Origin of the sequence: Bradyrhizobium lablabi (assembly GCF_900141755.1) — a bacterium.
GTDB lineage: Bacteria > Pseudomonadota > Alphaproteobacteria > Rhizobiales > Xanthobacteraceae > Bradyrhizobium > Bradyrhizobium lablabi_A.
The window spans coordinates 7,509,005-7,529,518 of the sequence record NZ_LT670844.1 but is presented as its reverse complement, the minus strand read 5'-3'; the positions used below and the strand labels follow the sequence as shown (position 1 = coordinate 7,529,518).

Below are 20,514 nucleotides of genomic sequence, written 5' to 3'. Positions count from 1 at the left end.
GAGCACTCCGCAATTGTATTGAGCAGTACCCGCGGTCGCTGAACCCGCGGTCACTGGCCGTTGGCCAGATCGCGACGACTCGTAAATGCAAAGGGGTATTCATGAAGACCGCCAAAGACGTCCTGAAATCAATCAAGGACAACGACGTGAAATACGTCGACCTGCGTTTCACCGATCCGCGCGGCAAGTGGCAGCATGTGACCTTCGACATCGGCTTGATCGACGACGAGGCTTTCGCCGAGGGCCTCATGTTCGACGGCTCGTCGATCGCCGGCTGGAAGGCCATCAACGAATCCGACATGTGCCTGATGCCCGATCCGGTCACCGCGACGATCGATCCGTTCTTCGCCGAGACCACCATGATCATCACCTGCGACGTGCTCGAGCCGACCACCGGCGAGCCCTACAACCGCGACCCGCGCAGCATGGCCAAGAAGGCCGAAGCGATGGTCAAGTCGATGGGCGTTGGCGATACGGTTTTCTTCGGACCGGAAGCCGAATTCTTCGTGTTCGACGACGTCCGCTTCCAGACCACACCCTACAACACCGGATTCAAGCTGGATTCTTCCGAACTGCCTATCAATTCGGATACCGAATATGAGGGCGGCAATCTCGGCCACCGCATCCGCACCAAGGCTGGCTATTTCCCCGTTCCGCCGCAGGATTCGGTGCAGGACATGCGCTCGGAAATGCTCGGCGCGATGGCCAAGATGGGCGTCAAGGTCGAGAAGCATCACCACGAAGTGGCCTCCGCCCAGCACGAACTCGGCATGAAGTTCGACACGTTGACGCTGATGGCCGACCAGATGCAGATCTACAAATACTGCATCCATCAGGTCGCCCATATCTACGGCAAGACCGCCACCTTCATGCCGAAGCCGGTCTATGGCGACAACGGCTCCGGCATGCACTGCCACCAGTCGATCTGGAAGGAAGGCAAGCCGGTCTTCGCCGGCAACAAATACGCCGATCTCTCGGAGACCTGCCTGTCCTACATCGCCGGCGTCATCAAGCACGCCAAGGCGATCAACGCCTTTACCAACCCCTCCACCAACTCGTACAAGCGGCTGGTTCCGGGCTATGAAGCGCCGGTGCTGCTCGCCTACTCCGCCCGCAACCGTTCGGCCGCCTGCCGCATTCCCTACACCAGCAATCCGAAGGCCAAGCGCGTCGAAGTGCGTTTCCCCGATCCGATGGCCAATCCATATCTCGGCTTTGCTGCGATGCTGATGGCCGGCCTCGACGGCATCAAGAACAAGCTCGATCCGGGTCCAGCGATGGACAAGGACCTCTACGACCTGCCGAAGGAAGAGCTCAAGTCGATCCCGACGGTGTGCGGTTCGCTGCGCGAGGCGCTCGAAAATCTCGACAAGGACCGTGCTTTCCTGAAAAACGGCGGCGTGTTCGACGACGACTTCATCGACAGCTATATCGAGTTGAAGATGACCGAGGTCGAGCGCTTCGAGATGACGCCGCATCCGGTCGAATTCGAGATGTACTATTCGCTGTGATTTTCGTTTGTGGTCTCTCTTGTTAAGTGAGGGCTCACAGCTGGAGCGCGGCAAGCTTTGAATGATCCGATGGATCGATCGCTGACAAGGGATGCGGGCCTGTTCCTTGTGGCGGTCGTTCTAATCAATGGGTTGATCCTTCCAGGATCAGCCTCTGTCGTGGCGTTGATGGCGACGTTTTATCTGGCGTTATACTTCCATATCGGATTCACGATTTACGATGGAAGCTTCAACACGCTTCGCACAGCAACATGGCTCCTGTTGATCGCTGTATGGGCCGTGTCAGAACTTGCCGGGCTTTTCGGCTTCATACTTCCCTGGGGACTCACGCGCGAGGCGCTCCGAAAGGAGCGCCTCTTACTTGTTGCAGGGAATGAGGCGTCAGGAAGCCTGGCGCATGCCCGCCGACAGCGCCTCGCCAAAGGCCTGAAACAGCGCGCGGTTGATGGGATTGCGCTGCGGATCGTACTCGGCGTGCCACTGTACGCCGAGCGCGAAGTTTGGAGCGTCCGCGATCCTGATCGCCTCGATGGTGCCGTCCTCGGCGACGCCCTCGACCACGACCCGCTTGCCCGGCTCCAGGATGCCCTGGCCGTGCAGCGAATTGACGCGGATGGTGTTGCAGCCGAGGATCTTCGCGAACGCGCCGTCCGGAACGAGGGTGACCTCGTGGCGGTCGGCGAAGATGACGGTGGGATCGGGGTGGATTTCACCGTTCTCCAGCCGCGGCATCCGATGGTTCATGCGGCCGGGCAGTTCGCGGATTTCGGGATGCAGCGAGCCGCCGAAGGCGACGTTCATCTCCTGCAGGCCGCGGCAGATGCCGAACAGCGGGATGCCGCGGGCGACGCAGGCTTCCGATAACGCCAGCGCCAGATCGTCGCGATGAAGATCATAGGGTTCGTGCTTGGGATCCGGTTCGCAACCAAAGCGCGTCGGGTGCACATTGGCGCGGGCACCGGTCAGCACCACGCCATCGACCACGTCCAATAACGCGCCGATATCGGTGATTTCGGGGGCGGCGGCAAACATCAGCGGCAGCGCGCCGGAGACTTCGGCGACCGCGCGAAGATTTCGTTCTCCGACCATTTGCGTCGCAAATCGATTTTCGATGCGATAGGCATTCCCGATCACACCGACCACCGGCCTCCTCATCGCCTCGAATCCAATCCCGCGTCGCAAAAGGTTCATGCCGATCATGCCTGCCTGGCGCCGCCGGATCAACATGTTACACCGCACAGCGGTAATGCTATTTTCGCGTGAACGCCTCCCTGGGATCGATCGCCGTACCGGCCGGCACGCCCGCCGCCTGAAGCGCTGTCGCCGCGGGGGCAGCGGTCGCGCCTAGCCACGGCAATTTGGCCTCGATCCCGCGCGTCACGGGCTCCCCAAGCGCGCCGCCGAAATCCAGCGGCCATATGCCGTTCGGCACCACCTCGGCAGAAACGGCATGAAGGTGAAATCCCTTGCCGAGCACAGCTTCCGGATCATCCGGGGGCACCGTGCGGGCGGTGGCCGGGTTGTTCGGGTCGGTGAAAGCCACGAGGATCGGGATCAACTCGCCGGTGACCGGCACGGCGCCGGTCATCCGGCTCATCTCGTTGAACGACACATTTTGACCGGCCGCCTTATAGGCGCGCAGCGCCACATAATTCACGGCATCGAGATCGATCGTCTTGTCGAGATGCGCGAGCAGCGCCACGAGATTCCTGCCGCCGCCGAGGTCGACGAACACGGCATCGCCCTTGGTGGTCGTGTGGCCGCTGCGGCTATAACCCCGGTCGGGATGAACCGCCAGGACCCCGGAGGCGGATTTGACACCGTCAGGCGTCTCCACCGCGACGGTCAGGCGGTATTTGTGACCCGGCCGGTTGATCCTGACCTGATCGCCGATCACCAGCGCAGCCAACAGCGCGAGCGGCCCGAGCCATTTGAAATTCATGTTATCGGCTCCCCTCGCCCGCCCCGCGACCCCGTTTGCGTTCATCGCTTTGCACAACCATCGCGCCAGCGTCAAACCGGCGCGGCATCGCCGCTTGATCCCGTGCGCATTTGGCGAAAGAGTGTTTCCAGGAATTGGCATGAAAAGGAATCAACGTGGCAGTATCGGCTGACGATCAGCACCAGGCCCGCGGCGATCTGGCATGGGCGATATCGGTCGGCGGCGTCGGCGTCGTCTTGTTCACCGCCCTGTTGCTGTTCACCTGGTATTTCGCCGCGACGTTGTTTTTGATCTTCGCCGGCATGCTGCTCGCTGTCGCGCTCAACGCCATGACCGAAATGCTCGGCCGCGTCGTCAAATTGCCGCATGCGCTGCGGCTGACCATCGTCTGCCTGGTGCTCGCAGGGTTGTTGTCGGGCGTGGTCTATCTCGGCGGCGCCACCATCGCGCAACAGGCCACCGCGCTGAGCGACACCATCAAGTCGCAACTGGTCGGCGTCAAAGCTTTCCTGGAGCGAAACGGCATCGACACCAGCTATTTCGACATCGGCAATGCCGGCGCGGCATCGGCGGCTTCCTCGGCATCGGCCACTCCCGGCGCCGCGCCAACCCATAATCTTCCGAGCGCCGGCGCGCTTGCCTCTAGCGGCGGCGCCATTGTCAGCCAGACCTTCAAATTGCTGCTGGGTACCGTGAGCGCGGTCGGCAATTTCTTTATCGTGCTGTTTCTCGGGCTGACCTTCGCGGCACAGCCAAGCGTCTATCGCAAAGGGCTGTTGTTCATGGTACCGGCGCGACATCGCGCGCGCGCGACCATTATCGTCGATCGTATCGGCGAGACGCTGGAGCGCTGGCTGATCGCCCAGATCCTCACGATGTTCGTGGTTTTCCTCGTCACCTGGATCGGACTTGCGATCATTGGAATACAGAGTTCCTTTATCCTGGGCATCCAGGCTGGACTGCTCACCTTCATTCCGACCGTTGGCGCGCTGATCGGCGGACTAATCGTCGTACTCGCGAGCCTGGCGTCGGGATGGGTCGCCGCGGCCAGCGCGTTCGTGCTCTTTCTGGGTATTCACGCGCTGGAAAGTTACATTCTTACGCCAATGCTTCAACGTCAGGCGCTCGAGATTCCGCCCGCCACGCTGTTTGCGTTCCAGATCCTGCTCGGCGTCGTGTTCGGCATTTGGGGCATCGCGCTGGCGCTGCCGCTGATCGCGATTGTCAAAGTCATGATCGATCATTTCAAAGCCGACGAACCGCCTGCGGCAGTGGCAGCCTGAGACCGTCCACTGCGGATCAGGCGGCCGACGTCAGTACCGTCTGGGTATGTTCGACCTCGGGCGGCGCGGCAAAATACTGCCCGACCAGGGAACGCCACTCCGCAAAATTCTCCGAGCCGCGGAAGTCGACGGTGTGGTTCTCAAGCGTCTCCCATTTGACCATCAGACGATAACGCTGTGGTTTCTCGATCGAGCGATGCAGCTCGAAGCCATGAAAACCCTTGGCGCGGCCGAAGGCTGTGCGCGCCTTGGCGACGGCGGCTTCAAAATCTTTCTCGGTGCCCGGCTTGACGTCGATTTGTGCGATTTCGGTGATCATGGGGTTTCCGGCCTCTCGTTTTTGAATTCACGTCTCTAACGCAACCCGCCGCATTATTGAAGGGTGAAGGCAGCGAAAGATGACGAGGGCTTTAGGAGCAGCAATTGCCCGCTTGCATCGGGGGGCATGGCACGGAACCGTAGGAGCAAAACACGCAACAATCGCCGGCCTTCGGCTTCAGCCGTTCACCGCAGCCTCGGCAATCATAGAAGAACTGGCAGGCGTCGGTCGGCATGGTCTCCGTTGCCTGGTGACCGCAATGCGGACAGGTCAACGTCGATTCCAGCTCTGGCGCTTGGCGCGCGGGATTTTGAGAGAGGTCGATCCGCTCCATGGCCAAGGACGATAGACGCGGCCTTCGATCGAAGCCAGTCACATGCCCGGCACAAGCAGAAATTAAAAAGGCGCCTCGCGGCGCACCTGCATGCTCTATTCCGAAGCAACTCAGTTCAGCAACAATACCGTGCCCGCCACCACCAGCGCGCAACCGACAAACATGACCGCAGGCCAGCGGCTGCGCGGCCGGCCATAGCGGCCCTGCGCGCGGCGCTCCGATATCAGCGCCATCTCGTATTCGTCAGAGGTCGAGAACATGCAGGCGAACCCGCTGCGCGCCGTCACCGCTGCGGCTTCGAGCGATATCAAGGCCGCGCGGGCGTTCTGATTGCGGATGTTCATGGCCAAGATAATACGGAGAGGATGGTAAACGGGAGGTTACCGTTGCCCCTCAAGCAAGCCGCGGCTCCACCGCCTGTTGCGGCGAACGCATGCTGCCGGCGGTCTTGCGTCGCCAGTTTTCGAGCGACAGCGGCAGCTCCTCGGCGGCCTCGACCCGGTTGCGGCCGTTGCGCTTGGCCTGATAGAGCGCGGTATCGGCGGCTGCGAGCAGCACCTCGAGCTCGGTGCCGGCCGGCCCACCGGCCACCCCGATGCTAACGGTGGTCGCGACCGGTCCGGTATCGTCGACAATTCCCGAACCCTCGAATGCCTCGCGCACACGTTCGGCCACCACCACGGCTTCCTCCAGCGAACAGGGCAGAAGCGCTGCAAACTCCTCGCCGCCGACGCGCCCCGAGAGGTCGGTAATGCGTAACGAGTTGACCACGACAGTCGCGAACAGTTTGAGAATCTCGTCGCCCGCCGGATGGCCGAAACGGTCATTTATCGACTTGAAATGGTCGATGTCGAAGATCATCACCGTCACCGGACGGCCGGCGATGGCTTCGCGCTCGATCACCCGCGAGGTTGCTTCCGCAAAGCCGCGGCGATTGAACATGCCGGTCAACGGATCCACCGACGCCGCGTTCTTGTGCGCGGTCACCGTGCGCTCCGATACCATCATGAAGATGACGAACACGGTACCGACCACATAGAGCACGAGCTCAATCGAGAATACCGTAACCCAGATGCTGCTGGCGAACAGATCGCCACGCGGGTGCAACAGGTCGCCGAGCAGGATCGGCAGCATCAGCACGAATCCGTGCAGCACCGGCACCACGATCGCCGGCCAGCGGTTTTGCATGGTCCTGCGGCGCTCGTACCATAGTTCGGTGGCGGTCAGCGCCGCATAGATCGCGACAATACCCGCGCCGATCGTCAGACGCAGCGCGTGGGCGTCGGGCGGCAGGGTCGTGACGGCGCCGATCCAGGCGATCGCGCCGAAAACCAGTCCCGGCAGGTTAGGCTTGCGGCCATGGAACACGCGCGATGCGTTCCAGACCATGCCGCAGGCGATAAAGCCGACGGCGTTGAGCGCCAGCGATAGCAACGGGCCGAGCATTTCGGCGGACAGCGTCCACAGCGCAACTGAGGCTGCGCCGAGTAGATAGGCGGTTCCCCACCATTGCAATGCCGGGATATTCTCCTGCTTGCCGAAAAACAGCAGCATGGCTCCCAGCATTGCCGCGACCATTGCGGCAACGAGATAAAGCGTCGAAGTGTCGAGCGACATGGGCCACCGAGCGTTGTGATGCAGCGGGTCGGCGCGTCCTTGAAATGTTGCCGCGCGCCGTTACCACGGCTCGCACTCTAGGGAGCCCCGCGTTGGCAATCCGTTTGCATACGAGCGCAAGTTTTCAGGAAAAATCTGCGCAATTCGTCGGCAGTTGGTCAGTAAAAAAGGCGCCAGCGCATGATCCGCCACGGTGTGAGCGGCTCGGTCATCGGATCAGGCGCCACTAAACAATTGGAGCGCGATCAGCAGCTGATCGCGCTCCAAGCGCCATTTTGAAGTTTTGGTTTCGCTGCATTCGCAGCTAACTTTATGAGTGCCGTTAGCGCTTCGAGAACTGGAACGACTTGCGCGCCTTGGCGCGGCCGTACTTCTTGCGCTCGACCACGCGCGAGTCGCGGGTCAGGAAGCCGCCCTTTTTCAACAGGCCCCGCAGGTCCGGCTCGAAGTAAGTCAGCGCCTTCGAGATGCCGTGACGCACCGCCCCCGCCTGGCCCGACAGGCCGCCGCCGGCAACCGTGCAGATCACGTCGTACTGGCCGGCGCGGGCGGCAGCGACCAGCGGCTGCTGGATCATCATGCGCAGCACCGGACGGGCGAAATAGACTTCGACTTCGCGGGTGTTGACGACGATCTTGCCGGCGCCGGGCTTGATCCAGACGCGGGCGACCGCGTCTTTGCGCTTGCCGGTGGCGTAGGCGCGGCCGTATTTGTCGACCTTCTTGACGTATTTCGGCGCTTCTGCGGCCACAGGCTTCAGCTGCGACAACTGGTCGAGAGACTGCATGGTGTCGGACATCTTATGCGGCCCTCATGTTCTTGCGATTCATCGAAGCGATATCGATCTTCTCGGGTTGCTGGGCTTCGTGCGGATGCTCGGGCCCGGGATAGACACGCAAATTGCCGAGCTGCACGCGTCCCAAGGGCCCACGCGGAATCATGCGCTCGATGGCCTTCTCGACCACGCGCTCGGGAAAACGGCCCTCGAGGATCGACTTCGCGGTGCGCTCCTTGATGCCGCCGATGAAGCCGGTGTGGTTGTAATAGACCTTGTTTTCACGCTTGCGCCCGGTCAGCACCGCATGCGCGGCGTTGATGATGATGACGTGGTCGCCGCAATCGACATGCGGGGTATAGGTCGGGAGGTGTTTGCCGCGAAGGCGCATCGCGACCAGGCTAGCGAGCCGACCGACCACCAGGCCTTTGGCGTCGATCAAGACCCACTTCTTCGTCACCTCGGCAGGCTTTGCCGAAAACGTTTTCATGTGAGGAAATCCGTGAAAGGGGGACAGCGGCGCATCAGCGCCGAACTGCGCGGCTTTCTAGAGAGGTCCGCGCCGCGCGTCAATGCCCGGCGATGATAATTATGTCTGCAAAAACAATCATTTACAATTAAGGTGTGATATTACCGTGAAAAACCTCAAGTATTTGGAATGGAATAGGTCGATGTGACATGGGCGATTGGATCGGGCGACGTGCCCGACAGCAGGTTGACCTCGCCGACCGCGAGCCGCTTGCCGAGCTTCAAAAGTTTGGCCGCCGCAAGCACATCCTGCCCGGGCGCGCCCTTGCGCAGGAAATTGATGTTGAGATTGGTCGTGACCGCAAGCCCCACCGGGCCAATCGCCGACAGCAGCACCACATACATCGCGAAATCCGCCAGCGCCATCAGCGTCGGTCCTGACACCGTGCCGCCCGGACGCAGCATCTGGTCGCTGTAGCGCTGGCGGAGCAGACAGGTGGCGCCATCGGCGCTTTCGATGGTGATATCACCGCCGCTAAAGGCTTGCGGAAACACGTCATGGAGAAACCCCTCCAGTTCAGCCACGCTCATTTTCGCAATTGCCATGTCGCTTTCTGCCAAGTCGCTTCGCCTGCCCTCGCCTCGCGCCGCTTGTTACATTAGGATGACGCAGTTGCCCAAGCGAATATCAAGTGGAACTTTCGATGATCAGCCAAACCGCACGCGCGACCACGCCGCAATCGCCGATCCTGCTGCGCGAGACGCTCGGCAACATTGCCGTGCTCACGCTCAATCGGCCGCACGCCCGCAATAGCCTGTCGGAGGAACTGATCGCCGAGCTGCACGCCTCGCTCAAGGAAATTCACGACGATTCAAGCGTGCGCGCGGTGGTGATCGCCGCCAACGGCCCGGCCTTCTCTGCCGGTCATGACATGAAGGAACTCACCGCCCGCCGCACTGATGCCGATCGCGGCCGCGCTTATTTTTCGCAAATCATGAATGCCTGCAGCGCGATGATGCAGGCGATCGTGCATTTGCCAAAACCAGTCGTCGCCGCGGTCCAGGGCATCGCCACCGCCGCCGGCTGCCAGTTGGTGGCGAGCTGCGATCTTGCCGTGGCATCGGAAGCCGCAAGTTTTGCTACGCCCGGCGTCGACATCGGATTGTTCTGTTCGACACCGATGGTGGCGCTGTCGCGCAATGTGCCGCGCAAGCAGGCGATGGAAATGCTGCTCACGGGAGAGTCGGTTTCGGCTGCGGCCGCGCAGGCGATCGGCCTCGTCAACCGCGTCGTCGCCGCCGGCACCGAACGGGACGCTGCGATCACGCTCGCGCAAAAGGTCGCGCTGAAATCCGCCTATACCGTCAAGCTCGGCAAAGAGGCGTTCTACCGTCAGGCCGAGATGAGCCTTGCCGATGCCTATCGCTACGCGGCCGAGGTCATGACCGAGAACATGATGGCGCGCGACGCCGAGGAAGGCATCGGCGCCTTCATCGAAAAGCGCGAACCGAAATGGCAGGATAAATAATCCTCATCCTGAGGAGCGGCCTCTTGGCCGCGTCTCGAAGGATGAGGCCCGCGCTGTGGCCTCATGGTTCGAGACGCGCGAAGACGCGCTCCTCACCATGAGGAACATAGGATTTCGCAAATGAACCATGACGCCTACGCCGACGATTACATCCGCGAAATTCTCAACGGCGTGAAATCGATCGCGATGGTCGGCGCCTCGCCGGTCAATGTGCGGCCGAGTTACTTCGCCTTCAAGTACCTGGCGCAGCGCGGCTATGACATGATCCCGGTCAATCCAGGCCATGTCGGCAAGAGCCTGCTCGGAAAACCCTTCGTTGCTTCCCTTGCGGAGATCGGCCGGCCCGTCGACATGATCGACATCTTCCGGAACTCCAGCCACATCATGCCGGTGGTCGACGAGGCCCTCAAGATGACGCCGCTGCCGAAGGTGATCTGGATGCAGCTCGGTGCGCGCGACGATGCCGCGGCCGCGAAAGCCGAAGCCGCGGGTCTGAAGGTCGTCATGAACCGATGCCCGAAGATCGAGTATGGCCGGCTGTCTTCGGAGATTTCGTGGATGGGCGTCAATTCGCGGACGCTCAGCTCCAAGCGCGCGCCGATACCGACGCAGGGCATGCGGCTTTCGTTGAACCGGATGAGTTTGGGTGGCGGCGAAACCAGGGCTTCCGACCGCGCCGCGAAAAACAAGAGCGACCTTTCGTGACGCAAATGCGAAACGATTGTTTCGACAATGCGGCAACGCCAAGCACGAGCGTTGCGAACCACGACTGATACCCGACACCGCCTTGACGGCGGAGGCCGACGCCATCAGCATGCCGGCCCGCGCGATTGCAAAATACGACAAACAGGAAGCTATGAATGACTGATCGTCTCCCAGGATTTTCGACGCTGGCCGTGCATGCCGGCGCGCAACCCGATCCGACTACCGGCGCGCGCGCGACGCCGATCTACCAGACCACCTCGTTTGTGTTCAACGATGCCGATCACGCCGCCTCGCTGTTCGGGCTGCAGGCGTTCGGATATATGTATACCCGCATTGGAAACCCGACCAACGCGGTTCTGGAAGAGCGCGTGGCCGCGCTCGAAGGCGGCACCGCCGGGCTGGCGGTCGCCTCGGGACACGCCGCGCAAGTCGTCGTGCTGCAGCAATTGATGACGCCCGGCGACGAACTGATCGCGGCGCGCAAGCTTTATGGCGGCTCGATCAACCAGTTCAACCATGCGTTCAAGAGCTTTGGCTGGAACGTGGCGTGGGCCGATCCTGACGATATCGAAAGCTTCAGGCACGCGGTCACGCCGCGCACCAAGGCAGTCTTCATCGAGTCGATTGCAAATCCTTCCGGCAGCGTCACCGATATCGAGGCGGTCGCAGCCGTCGCCCGTGAGGCCGGCGTGCCGCTGATCGTCGACAACACGCTGGCGACGCCGTATCTGATCCGCCCGATCGACCATGGCGCCGACATCGTCGTGCATTCGCTGACGAAGTTTTTGGGCGGCCATGGCAACTCGCTCGGCGGCATCATCGTCGATGCCGGTACCTTCGACTGGTCGAAGGACAACAAATATCCGATGCTGAGCGAGCCGCGCCCCGAATATCACGGCATCAGGATCCAGGAGACTTTTGGGAATTTCGCCTTTGCGATTGCCTGCCGGGTGCTGGGGTTGCGCGATCTCGGTCCGGCGCTGTCGCCGTTCAACGCATTCATGATACTCACCGGCATCGAGACGCTGCCGTTACGCATGCAAAAGCATTGCGAGAACGCCAAGGCGATCGCCGAGTATCTCTCAGGCCATTCCGCGGTGGCCTCGGTCAATTACGCCGGGCTGTCGGGGGACAAATACAACAACCTCGCGCGCAAATATGCGCCGAAGGGCGCAGGCGCCGTGTTCACCTTCAGCCTCAAGGACGGCTATGATGCCGGCGTCAATCTGGTGTCGAACCTGAAACTGTTCTCGCATCTCGCCAATGTCGGCGACACCCGCTCGCTGGTGATTCACCCGGCTTCGACCACCCACAGCCAGCTCGACGATGCCGCCAAGATCAAGTCGGGCGCGGGCCCCGATGTGGTGCGGCTATCGATCGGCATCGAGGACAAGGAAGATTTGATCGCCGATCTGGAGCAGGCGCTGAACGCGTGACCGCCGGCATGGCGACGAAATGGGGATGAACTGGCGCTTTCGCCATATTTCGAGATCGACCCTCCGACGGCTGCCGCGCCGCGCCGGCATTCGATATAATGGCGCCGTACCGAAATCATTCTTCGGAGCAGCCGATGTTGCGCTTCACGATGGCAATATTTGTCGCGATGGCAGTCAGCGCGCCAACAATGGGTGCCGACCGCCCCCTGCCCCGTCACGTCTGGCACCGGACATCCGTCATCCTGCCCCCGGGCCTGCCGCGTCCGCACTACAATTTCAGAACGACCATCTCGTATGACACGCCGTATTCATATCGCCCCCGCCGATACTACGCCTACGAGGAGGCGGTGTTCACGCCGGCTTACGTCGGCGTACCCTACGTTACCCCATGGGTCGGCGCGCCGGTGCTCCCAGGCTATTATGGTTCGGCTTACAGCTACGAATATCAAGAGCCCGATTATGGCGGACCGTATGTCAGCTATTGGGATCGCCCGCCCTATGCCTGCGGCGTCTACGGCTATTGCTAGCGCGCGGCTGCCAGGCTCGCGCCGATGGGCTTGGGATCGACCCGCCGCGCGGCCAATCGCTCGGCCTGAAACACCGCAAGCGTCAGGACCGACATCGCAACCGCCTGATGCGCCAAACCCAGCGGGATAGGGACCTGATGGAGCAGCGTCAGAATGCCCAAAACCGCCTGCAACGTTACCGCCGCCACCAGCCACAACGCTCCGCTCGCCGCAGCCCCGGCCCGCGAGCGAACCGCGTCGACTGCATGCAGGATCGCCAGTGCAAACAATGCGTAGGCGACCATACGATGCTCGAACTGCACGGTGAGTGTGTTGTCGAACAGATTGCGCCACCATGGCTCATCGAAGAACAGCCGGCCAGCGGATGGGATCAACGCACCGTCGATCTCGGGCCAGGTATTGTAGACACGTCCGGCGCGCAGGCCTGCGAGCAGCGCCCCGAGATAAATCTGCACGAAGGTCAGCACCAAGAGAGCGACACTGGTGATCTTCAGCCGCAACGATGCAGGTGACGGAGGCCGGTCCACCAGTCGCCGCAGCGTCCAGACAATCCCCGCGAAAATCAAAAGCGCCAGCATCAGATGGGTAGCAAGCCGATGGTGCGAAACCTCGACGCGCTCCGAAAGTCCGGATGCCACCATCCACCAGCCGACCACGCCCTGCAGCGCGCCGAGACCGAAGATCAGCCATAATCTGAGCCTGAGATCCGCACGCAAAACCCCGCGCCAGAGAAACCAGAGGAAGGGCAGCAGAAACGCGACCCCGATCACCCGCCCGAGCAGCCGATGGGTCCACTCCCACCAGAAGATCGTCTGGAACTCGCCGAGTGTCATACCGGCGTTGAGTTCGCGGTATTGCGGGATGGCCTTGTAAGCCTCGAACGCCTCGTTCCATTGCGCAGGATTGAGCGGCGGCAATGCGCCGGTAACCGGCTTCCACTCGACAATCGAAAGACCGGATTCGGTGAGACGCGTCGCGGCGCCGACCAGCGCCATGATCGCAATCAGGACCACGATCGTCACCAGCCACCAGCGGACAGCGCGGTTATCAGGCCTTTGTTGTAAGAGAAGAGCGGTCATCGAGGCTGCGCTTGATTGAATTTCCGCGCACCTTATAGTCCGCCCCTTCCCGCGCGCAAGGCGCGCCTAGCGAGCGAGCCGCACATTTCCGTCATGACCATCCGCACCCGCAAATTCTTCGGAACCATCGCGTTGCTGTTGCTGGTGGTGGTGTGGTCGCTGATGGGAATGACGGTGGCGCAGACGCCGTGGCTGGCCAATTCCGGGCTGTTGCAGGCGGTCTTCTATGTCGTGGCCGGGATCGGATGGGTGCTGCCGGCGATGCCGATCATCAGCTGGATGGCACGGCCGGATCCCTAGAGCGTGATGACTTTTCTTCGAAATCATGCTCTAGCCGCCGCCGTACGGGTGGGCTGCACCGGCGCAAATGTAAAGCCCGAAAGCATCACGCGCATGACGCGCAGCGAACGCTGCCGCCCGTCCCAGGCGATGCGCGGAAGCGCGTGCACGTTGGTGCGGCCTTCCGCCTCGACGATGCCCGGTATCGCCGATGCCGCGCTGGTGAAGCCGGCCTCCGCGGCCATCATGACATGCAGCCTTTGAAACGCCGCGCGATCGCCGAACGGATAGGCAAAATGCCTGACGTCGCGGCGGAACGCGGCTTCCGCGACCGCCTTGCCCATCGTCAACTCGCGTAGTGCCACCGCGTTTTTCAGGTTCGACAGCACGGGATAATTCACTGTCGCACTTCCGAACGTCACCAGCGGGTCGGCCGCAAGCTTGGTCAGATCATCCCAATCCATCGATACTTGGCGCGTCAGCGCCGCCAGGTCGACGGAATATCGCGAGCAGAGGTCCTTGATCGCGGCCGAAAGATCTGACGGCGGAAGCCGGCGCATCCAATCCCCGAGAAATTCGTAGAGCTGATATTTTTCTGGAGTCTGCCTGATATCGAAACGCAGCTCCTTGCGATCCATCACCAGGCTGAGACGGTTTTCGCGGGCGATCACGGCTTCGAGCGCGAGCCACCACGCCTCGCCCAGGCCGTCGGGGAACGCGGTCGGCAGGTAAACGGTGAAGGGAACGCCGTGCCGCGATAGCACCGGATAGGCCGATGTGATCACATCCTTGTAGCCGCCGTCGAAGGTCAGGCAGACAAACCGCCTTCGCGAGGCGAGCGTCACCGCCCGCCGGACCACCTCGTCCATGGAGACGATATCGTATTTCCAGCGCTTCAGCGCCCGGATCGTTCGATCGAGAAATTTCGGCGTGATTTCGCAAGACCTGAGCGGCTCAAACCGCGTCGGGCGCCGCGGCCGCACCCGCTCGAACCGCAGGATGGCGCCGGCGCCGCCGGCTCCCCGTCCCCTCAGCCAGGGAACACCGCTGAAATAGGCGAGCTCAAGCTGCAGGCGTGTCAGGAATGGGTTGTCGGATGGCAAGGTCCCGCCTCTTAGCGCCTATTCTGCAAAAGCATGCCCTCGGACTTTTGATCCGGGGGTGGATACCGGTTTTGCGAGTAGAATACGCGCAAGTTATTGACCAGAAGCATTTTCTTGAAAATGCTTCTGTACGATTTCCGCCTCGCCCCGGCTGCATTGTCATTACCCTTTGTTGACATTTCTTTGCAAAGGTCGGCCAAGGGCGAAAAACGTAAATAATTCCCTATAGACAGGTTTTGCAATGACCATGGCTGTCGCGATCGAAAGCCGGACGGCGGAAGCAACAGCCTGGTCGAGAGCAAGCCGCATCGCCGGCATCGATATTTTTCACGATCTGAGCCGTGCCGAGACGATCTGGCGCGGACTGGAACGTCAGCAGCACGTCTCCACGCCCTATCAGCGCTTCGATTTCCTTGGCCCCTGGCAGCGGCAGGTCGGAGAGCGCGAGGGAGTGTTGCCCTTCATCGTCATCGCCTACGACGCCGAGCGCCGGCCGCTGTTGCTGCTGCCGCTCGCGCTGCGGCGGCAATACGGCGTTCGCACCACCTGCTTCATGGGTGGCAAGCACGCAACTTTCAACATGGCGCTATGGGACAGGGATTTTGCGGCCGAAGCGACCGCCGTCGACCTCGACGCGCTGATTGCGGCGATCCGCGAGCAGTCCGGCGTCGATGTTCTGGCGCTTGGTCAGCAGCCGCGGCGCTGGCGGGATGTGCCGAACCCGATGGCCTTGCTGCCGAACCAACCCTCCGCCAACGATTGCCCGCTGCTCATCATCGTGCCGGACGCGCCGCCGACGGCGCGGATCAGCCATTCGTTCCGCCGCCGCCTCAAAGCCAAGGAACGCAAGCTGCACAAGCTGCCGGGCTATCGCTACGGCGCTGCTGCCACCGACGCCGAGATCAAGCGCCTGCTCGACTGGTTCTTCCAGATGAAGCCGCTGCGGATGGCGGAGCAGAAATTGCCCAACGTGTTCGCCGACCCCGGCGTCGAGGAATTTGTTCGTACCGCCTGCATGGCAAAGCTTGCGGGCGGCGGTCATATCATCGACATCCACGCGCTTGAATGCGACGACGAGGTGATCGCGATCTTTGCCGGCGTCGCCGATGGGCATCGCTTCTCGATGATGTTCAACACCTACACGATGTCAGCCAATTCGCGCTTTAGCCCCGGGCTGATCCTGATGCGCGACATCGTCGACCACTATGCCAGGCGCGGCTATCGCGCCATCGATTTTGGCGTCGGCTCCGACGATTACAAACGGTTTTTCTGCAAGAGCGACGAGCCGATCTTCGACTGCTTCATCCCGCTCAGCCCGCGGGGAAGGCTCGCGGCAGCGGCGATGTCGGGCGTCAACCGCGCCAAATATCTGGTCAAGCATAATCAGGCGTTGCTGGGTTTGGCGCAAAAGCTTCGTAGTGCGTTTCACTAAAGCGATGACGTAACCCTCTACACTTTCCTGCGGTGTTTGCCGCCTGCAACGCGCGGCAACGCGGTGACCTCCATCGACAGCACCGCATCGATCAAGTCGCTCTGCGTCAACCGGCCAACCATGAACGGCTTGAACCGATCGCCCATGCGCAGCAAGGCAAAGCCATAGGTGCTCGACATCAGGGCAATGGTCGCCGCCTTGATTGCGCTTTCATCGGGGTCATCAAGCGTCGCTGCGACGAGCCCCTCGAAAACCTGATAGCAATCCCCGGCCGCCTTGATCAGGGCCGTGTCGGGCGGGCCGGCGTCGAAGAGATCGGACGCGAACATCAGCCGGAAGAGCTGCGGCCGCTCGGCCGCGAACGCCAGATAGGCGCGCCCCGAGGTGGCGAGGCGCGTCCGCGGTGTTTTGCCGGTCCCGATCGCCTTGCGATAGATCGCTGCGAGTTCTTCAAAGCCCCCGGCGGCGAGTGCTGAGAGCAGCGCGCGCCGATCGACGAAGTGCCGGTACGGCGCGGCGCGCGACACGCCTAGCGACGCCGCGAGCTCACGCAGGGAAAGATTTTCGTAGCCGCCGCGCTCGATCTCCACGGCTGCCGCGCCGAGCAGCGCCGCACGCAAATCGCCATGGTGATAAGGCGAATCCTTATTCATGAGGCCGATGTTGACACGGCTCACATTTGAATGCAATGTGAGCGGTGACAACTTTGACCCCCGATGGAGCCTGCCATGAAAATAGCGGCCGCGGCGCTGGTAACCGTCCTATCGGCCGCTGCGCCGGCGCTCGCCGCCGGGTTCGAACGCGTGACCGTGCCCGATTCCGAAAATCCGCCACTCGAAGGCGGCATCTGGTATCCGAGCGAGGCGCCCGCCTCGTCCCAACAGCTCGGGCTCTACCAGCAGACCGTCGCGGTCGACGGAGCGGTCTCCGGGCGCGGCTTGCCGCTGATCGTCATGTCGCATGGCAGCGGCGGCTCGTTCGAGGGCCATTACGATACCGCGCTCGCGCTTGCCGAAGCGGGCTTTGTGGTAGCGGCGGTCACCCATACCGGCGACAATTACCGGGACCATAGCGGGTTTACCCGGGTCGAAAACCGGCCCCGCCACATCAAGGCTTTGGTCGATTACATGCTGGCGTCATGGCCGCACCGCGATCTGATCGATCCGGCGCGCATCGGAATGTTTGGCTTCTCGGCTGGCGGCTTCACCGCGCTGGTGGTGGTCGGCGGCACCCCGGACCTCAACCGCGTCGCCCCCTATTGTGCCGCTCATCCCGACGAATGGGCGTGCCGCAAAATAAGGGAAAATCCCACCGAGGCACGAGCGGCGCCGGCCGCGTTCGTGAATGACCCGCGCATCTCGGCCGCCGTAATCGCCGCGCCTGCTATCGGCTATTCTTTCACGCCCGAAGGACTCGCGGGTATCAAGGCTCCGATCCAGCTTTGGCGAGGCGACAGCGACGAGATCCTGCCGCATTCGCGGCACGCCCAAAATGTTTATGAGGGGTTGTCGACCAAGCCGGAATATCACGTGGTGCCGAACGCCGGCCATTTCGCCTTCCTGGCGCCCTGCACTGCCTTGGCCGAAAAATTCGCGCCGGAGATCTGCCGCGATCCCGCGGGCTTCGACCGCGCGGCGTTCCATCGCGAGTTCAATCCTGCCGTGGTGGCTTTCTTTAAGGCGAAGCTGCCGGCGCGTCCTTAAACTGGACAGAGCAGCCTCAAGGTCGCCTGAAGCTGCTTCTAACGCCGCCCTCAGGCCGCAACCACCCGCGGCCCCGGCTCGACAGCGTCGGACGGCTGCGCAGGCTTGCTCAGCATCGTCACCTCACTAAAGCCCACCGCCTTGAGCTGATCGCACATCACGGCGCGGGCGTCGGGGGTCATCGAGGCATCCGGCACCACCACCGCGCGCGCCTGCGCCGTCAACAGCTCCGCAGGCAGATCGGACGCGGTGCCGGCGTCGAGCAGCACGTGGTCGTAGACCCGCATGAGCGCATCGATGGCGAGCGTCAGCCGCGGCGATTGCAGCAAGGCGCGGTCAAAGCCCGGACGACCGGCGTTGACGAGGTGAACCCGCGACAACCGGTCCTTGGTGATGATTTGCGCGAACGAAGCCTCGCCCAGCATCAATTCGGCAAGCCCTGGGGATGCCGGATCGACCGATACCGCCGACATCGTCGGCGACGACGCCGACAGATCGACTACCACGACGCGCGCCTGGCGCGCGATCAGCCGCGCCAGCGTCAGCGCCGTCAAGGTGATGCTCTCGCTAGACGCCGTGCCGAGGATCGTCACCTTCCGAGCCGCTTCGCCGGCACGGCGCAAGCTATCGGCGAGTTGTTCGATCTCGGAGAACTCCGCCGGGATGTCGCTGGCTGGCCCCTCCTTCATCACCGGCCGGGGTTCGGTGAACGCTGGCGCGGGAGCAGCGGCGGCCGTGGCAGCGGCAGCGGCCGGCGCACGAACCGCCGGCGCCGAGAGCGCGAACGCGGCGGCTGCGCGCGGCGCCGTCATGCGCAGCAATTCGCCGGTCGCGATCAGGCCTGCGCTCAGCATCAAGGTTGCGAGCGTCGCGATCAGCACGATCGGGAATTTCTTCGGGTACGCAGGCGCATTGGAAACCGTGGCGCGGGAAATGATCCGTCCGTCCGAGGGCGCCGCGTCGATGGTCTCGCGCGTGTTGGCCTCGCGATATTTCGCGAGATAGGATTCCAGAAGGTCGCGCTGCGCCTTGGCTTCCCGCTCGAGCGCACGAAGCTGGACGTCCTGGCCGTTGGTCGAGCTCGCCTGCTTCTTCAATTGCTCGAGGCTGGCACCCAGACCCTCGACCCTGCCGCCGGCGATGCGCGCATCATTGTCGAGCGAGCGCGAAATCTTGCTGGCCTCATCGCGAATTTGCCCGTCGAGATTGGCCAGCTGCGCCCTCAGCTCCTTGATGCGCGGATGGTTGTCGAGCAGCGTCGATGACTGCTCGGCAAGCTGGCCGCGCAGCGTGACACGCTGTTCGGAGAGCCTGCGGATCAGTTCGGAGTTGAGCACTTCCGAAGCCTCGATCGGCTTGCCGCTCTGGAGCATTTCACGGATCAGCCGCGCCTTCGATTCCGCGTCGGATTTCAGCGCGCGGGCGTTGTTGAGCTGCGTATTCAGTTCGCCCATCTGCTGGTTCGACAGCGTGGTATTATTGGTACCGACGAACAGGCTCGATTTCGAGCGGAAATCCTCAACCCGGGATTCCGCCTCGGAGACCTTCCTGCGCAGATTGTCGATCTCGCCCGACAGCCACTGGCTCGCGCCCTTGGCCTGCTCCTGCCGCGCATTCTGCTGCAGCACCAGATAGCCTTCGGCGATCGAATTGGCGACGCGCGCCGCCAGATCCGGATCGAGCGATTGGAATTCGATGACGACGACACGTGATTTATCGACCGCGTAGGCGGCGTAGCGCTCGAAAAAAGCGTCCAGCACGCGCTCTTCCGGCGTCAGCGAGAACGGATCGCGGCCGATGCCGAACAAGGCCAATAGCGATTTCAGCGGCGAAAAGCCCTGCAGCACCGGATCGAATTCCGGCCGTTCGCCGAGCTTGTTCTTCTTGATGATTTCGCGCGCAAGATCGCGCGACAGCAATAGCTGGACCTGGCTGGTGACAGCCTCGGCATCGAGCGCGGTGCGCTCCTCGTTGCGCTCGCCGCTCGGCCGCAGGAACACGTTCTCGCGCCCGTCGATCAGAATGCGCGCTTCGGATTTGTATCGCGGGGTTACCAGATTGACGGCGGCGATCGACAACACGGCGGCTATCACCGTCGGAACGATGATCCAGCGCCGGTTGCGCATCAGCGACTGGCCAAGCGCGGCCAAGTCCAGATCGCCCGATAAGGACGCGGCGGCCGGCTTATACGGAGCTGGCGCCAGCTTCGAGATGGCCCTCTGGATCAAGGCCCTGTCCTTCGTCGCACGCCAGAACGCCAAACGCATCGCACACTCCCGCAAGACACGGCGACTCTACCAAACCTGGCGCGATTACACTCCATTAAGGTTGCCGCTGGGTTAATTCGGCCGATGTGATGCCGGGGACATCGGGCCTGTGGCCAATGCCGTCATGCTTTGTTAACCATGAAAGTCCTTAATCGGAATCAACATTTCCCCTGGGTTGTCCGATGCGAGGCGTGCGCGCCGCTAT

General features: G+C 62.3%; 22 protein-coding genes. 9 read left to right on the top strand and 13 right to left on the bottom strand.

Going from position 1 to position 20,514, the window contains the following annotated elements; genetic code table 11:
• Window positions 1-101 precede the first annotated feature (101 nt).
• On the top strand, window positions 102-1,511 hold the full coding sequence (gene glnA, locus B5526_RS35250; RefSeq protein WP_079544239.1) for a type I glutamate--ammonia ligase: 1,410 nt from the start codon (window positions 102-104) through the stop codon (window positions 1,509-1,511).
• Between the two features lie 381 nt (window positions 1,512-1,892).
• Here glnA and B5526_RS35245 read toward each other — a convergent pair whose 3' ends face one another.
• Both B5526_RS35245 and B5526_RS35240 read right to left on the bottom strand, forming a co-directional pair.
• Window positions 1,893-2,666 carry a gamma-glutamyl-gamma-aminobutyrate hydrolase family protein gene (locus B5526_RS35245; protein WP_079545904.1) on the bottom strand — a complete coding sequence of 258 codons (774 nt, stop codon included), beginning with the start codon at window positions 2,664-2,666 and terminating at the stop codon, window positions 1,893-1,895.
• 94 nt (window positions 2,667-2,760) lie between these two features.
• Window positions 2,761-3,453 carry a hypothetical protein gene (locus B5526_RS35240; protein ID WP_079545901.1) on the bottom strand — a complete coding sequence of 231 codons (693 nt, stop codon included), beginning with the start codon at window positions 3,451-3,453 and terminating at the stop codon, window positions 2,761-2,763.
• Window positions 3,454-3,608: 155 nt separating this feature from the next.
• On the opposite strand from B5526_RS35240, the gene B5526_RS35235 reads away from it, so the two are divergent.
• On the top strand, window positions 3,609-4,736 hold the full coding sequence (locus tag B5526_RS35235; protein ID WP_079544238.1) for an AI-2E family transporter: 1,128 nt from the start codon (window positions 3,609-3,611) through the stop codon (window positions 4,734-4,736).
• 16 nt (window positions 4,737-4,752) lie between these two features.
• Here the strand turns inward: B5526_RS35235 and B5526_RS35230 are convergent, their stop codons facing one another.
• The 7 genes from B5526_RS35230 to B5526_RS35200 form a co-directional block, all read right to left on the bottom strand.
• Window positions 4,753-5,055 carry an antibiotic biosynthesis monooxygenase family protein gene (locus B5526_RS35230; protein ID WP_079544237.1) on the bottom strand — a complete coding sequence of 101 codons (303 nt, stop codon included), beginning with the start codon at window positions 5,053-5,055 and terminating at the stop codon, window positions 4,753-4,755.
• Window positions 5,056-5,146: 91 nt separating this feature from the next.
• Complete coding sequence (locus B5526_RS39320) at window positions 5,147-5,389, bottom strand: GDCCVxC domain-containing (seleno)protein (protein WP_079544236.1); 243 nt, start codon at window positions 5,387-5,389, stop codon at window positions 5,147-5,149.
• A 110-nt stretch (window positions 5,390-5,499) separates the two neighbouring features.
• The gene (locus B5526_RS35220; RefSeq protein ID WP_079544235.1) at window positions 5,500-5,733 is read right to left on the bottom strand and encodes a hypothetical protein; all 234 of its coding nucleotides are present in this window, start codon (window positions 5,731-5,733) and stop codon (window positions 5,500-5,502) included.
• Between the two features lie 49 nt (window positions 5,734-5,782).
• Window positions 5,783-7,006 carry a GGDEF domain-containing protein gene (locus B5526_RS35215; RefSeq protein WP_079544234.1) on the bottom strand — a complete coding sequence of 408 codons (1,224 nt, stop codon included), beginning with the start codon at window positions 7,004-7,006 and terminating at the stop codon, window positions 5,783-5,785.
• Between the two features lie 322 nt (window positions 7,007-7,328).
• Window positions 7,329-7,805, bottom strand: a complete 477-nt coding sequence (gene rpsI / locus B5526_RS35210) for a 30S ribosomal protein S9 (RefSeq protein ID WP_079544233.1) — start codon at window positions 7,803-7,805, stop codon at window positions 7,329-7,331.
• Between the two features lies 1 nt (window position 7,806).
• A complete protein-coding gene (rplM, locus tag B5526_RS35205) occupies window positions 7,807-8,271 on the bottom strand; it encodes a 50S ribosomal protein L13 (RefSeq protein ID WP_079544232.1) in 465 nt (154 codons plus the stop codon).
• A gap of 155 nt (window positions 8,272-8,426) precedes the next feature.
• Window positions 8,427-8,855, bottom strand: coding sequence for a PaaI family thioesterase (locus B5526_RS35200; protein ID WP_079544231.1), 429 nt, complete (start codon window positions 8,853-8,855; stop codon window positions 8,427-8,429).
• 98 nt (window positions 8,856-8,953) lie between these two features.
• On the opposite strand from B5526_RS35200, the gene B5526_RS35195 reads away from it, so the two are divergent.
• The 4 genes from B5526_RS35195 (at window position 8,954) to B5526_RS35180 (ending at window position 12,446) form a co-directional block, all read left to right on the top strand.
• A complete protein-coding gene (locus B5526_RS35195) occupies window positions 8,954-9,778 on the top strand; it encodes an enoyl-CoA hydratase (protein WP_079544230.1) in 825 nt (274 codons plus the stop codon).
• 120 nt (window positions 9,779-9,898) lie between these two features.
• The gene (locus B5526_RS35190; protein WP_079544229.1) at window positions 9,899-10,483 is read left to right on the top strand and encodes a CoA-binding protein; all 585 of its coding nucleotides are present in this window, start codon (window positions 9,899-9,901) and stop codon (window positions 10,481-10,483) included.
• A 155-nt stretch (window positions 10,484-10,638) separates the two neighbouring features.
• Window positions 10,639-11,919: an O-acetylhomoserine aminocarboxypropyltransferase gene (locus B5526_RS35185; protein WP_079544228.1), complete on the top strand. Its 1,281-nt coding sequence runs from the start codon at window positions 10,639-10,641 to the stop codon at window positions 11,917-11,919.
• A gap of 134 nt (window positions 11,920-12,053) precedes the next feature.
• The gene (locus tag B5526_RS35180; RefSeq protein ID WP_154071618.1) at window positions 12,054-12,446 is read left to right on the top strand and encodes a hypothetical protein; all 393 of its coding nucleotides are present in this window, start codon (window positions 12,054-12,056) and stop codon (window positions 12,444-12,446) included.
• Here B5526_RS35180 and B5526_RS35175 read toward each other — a convergent pair.
• Window positions 12,443-13,525 (bottom strand): COX15/CtaA family protein, encoded by a 1,083-nt coding sequence (locus B5526_RS35175; protein WP_079544226.1) that lies wholly within the window; start codon window positions 13,523-13,525, stop codon window positions 12,443-12,445. The two genes, B5526_RS35180 and B5526_RS35175, sit on opposite strands and share 4 nt — an antisense overlap.
• A gap of 93 nt (window positions 13,526-13,618) precedes the next feature.
• Between B5526_RS35175 and B5526_RS35170 the strand changes: the two genes are divergently transcribed.
• Window positions 13,619-13,825: a DUF2842 domain-containing protein gene (locus B5526_RS35170; RefSeq protein WP_079544225.1), complete on the top strand. Its 207-nt coding sequence runs from the start codon at window positions 13,619-13,621 to the stop codon at window positions 13,823-13,825.
• Between the two features lie 23 nt (window positions 13,826-13,848).
• On the opposite strand, the gene B5526_RS35165 is transcribed toward B5526_RS35170, so the two are convergent.
• Window positions 13,849-14,907, bottom strand: a complete 1,059-nt coding sequence (locus B5526_RS35165; protein ID WP_079544224.1) for a polysaccharide deacetylase family protein — start codon at window positions 14,905-14,907, stop codon at window positions 13,849-13,851.
• Between the two features lie 241 nt (window positions 14,908-15,148).
• Here B5526_RS35165 and B5526_RS35160 point away from each other — a divergent pair, with 241 nt between their 5' ends.
• A complete protein-coding gene (locus B5526_RS35160) occupies window positions 15,149-16,339 on the top strand; it encodes a GNAT family N-acetyltransferase (RefSeq protein ID WP_079544223.1) in 1,191 nt (396 codons plus the stop codon).
• Between the two features lie 17 nt (window positions 16,340-16,356).
• Here B5526_RS35160 and B5526_RS35155 read toward each other — a convergent pair whose 3' ends face one another.
• A complete protein-coding gene (locus B5526_RS35155) occupies window positions 16,357-16,959 on the bottom strand; it encodes a TetR/AcrR family transcriptional regulator (protein ID WP_172842175.1) in 603 nt (200 codons plus the stop codon).
• A 108-nt stretch (window positions 16,960-17,067) separates the two neighbouring features.
• On the opposite strand from B5526_RS35155, the gene B5526_RS35150 reads away from it, so the two are divergent.
• Window positions 17,068-18,042 carry an alpha/beta hydrolase family protein gene (locus tag B5526_RS35150; protein ID WP_079545899.1) on the top strand — a complete coding sequence of 325 codons (975 nt, stop codon included), beginning with the start codon at window positions 17,068-17,070 and terminating at the stop codon, window positions 18,040-18,042.
• Window positions 18,043-18,092: 50 nt separating this feature from the next.
• Here B5526_RS35150 and B5526_RS35145 read toward each other — a convergent pair whose 3' ends face one another.
• On the bottom strand, window positions 18,093-20,309 hold the full coding sequence (locus tag B5526_RS35145) for a GumC family protein (RefSeq protein ID WP_079544221.1): 2,217 nt from the start codon (window positions 20,307-20,309) through the stop codon (window positions 18,093-18,095).
• Between the last annotated feature and the right edge of the window lie 205 nt (window positions 20,310-20,514).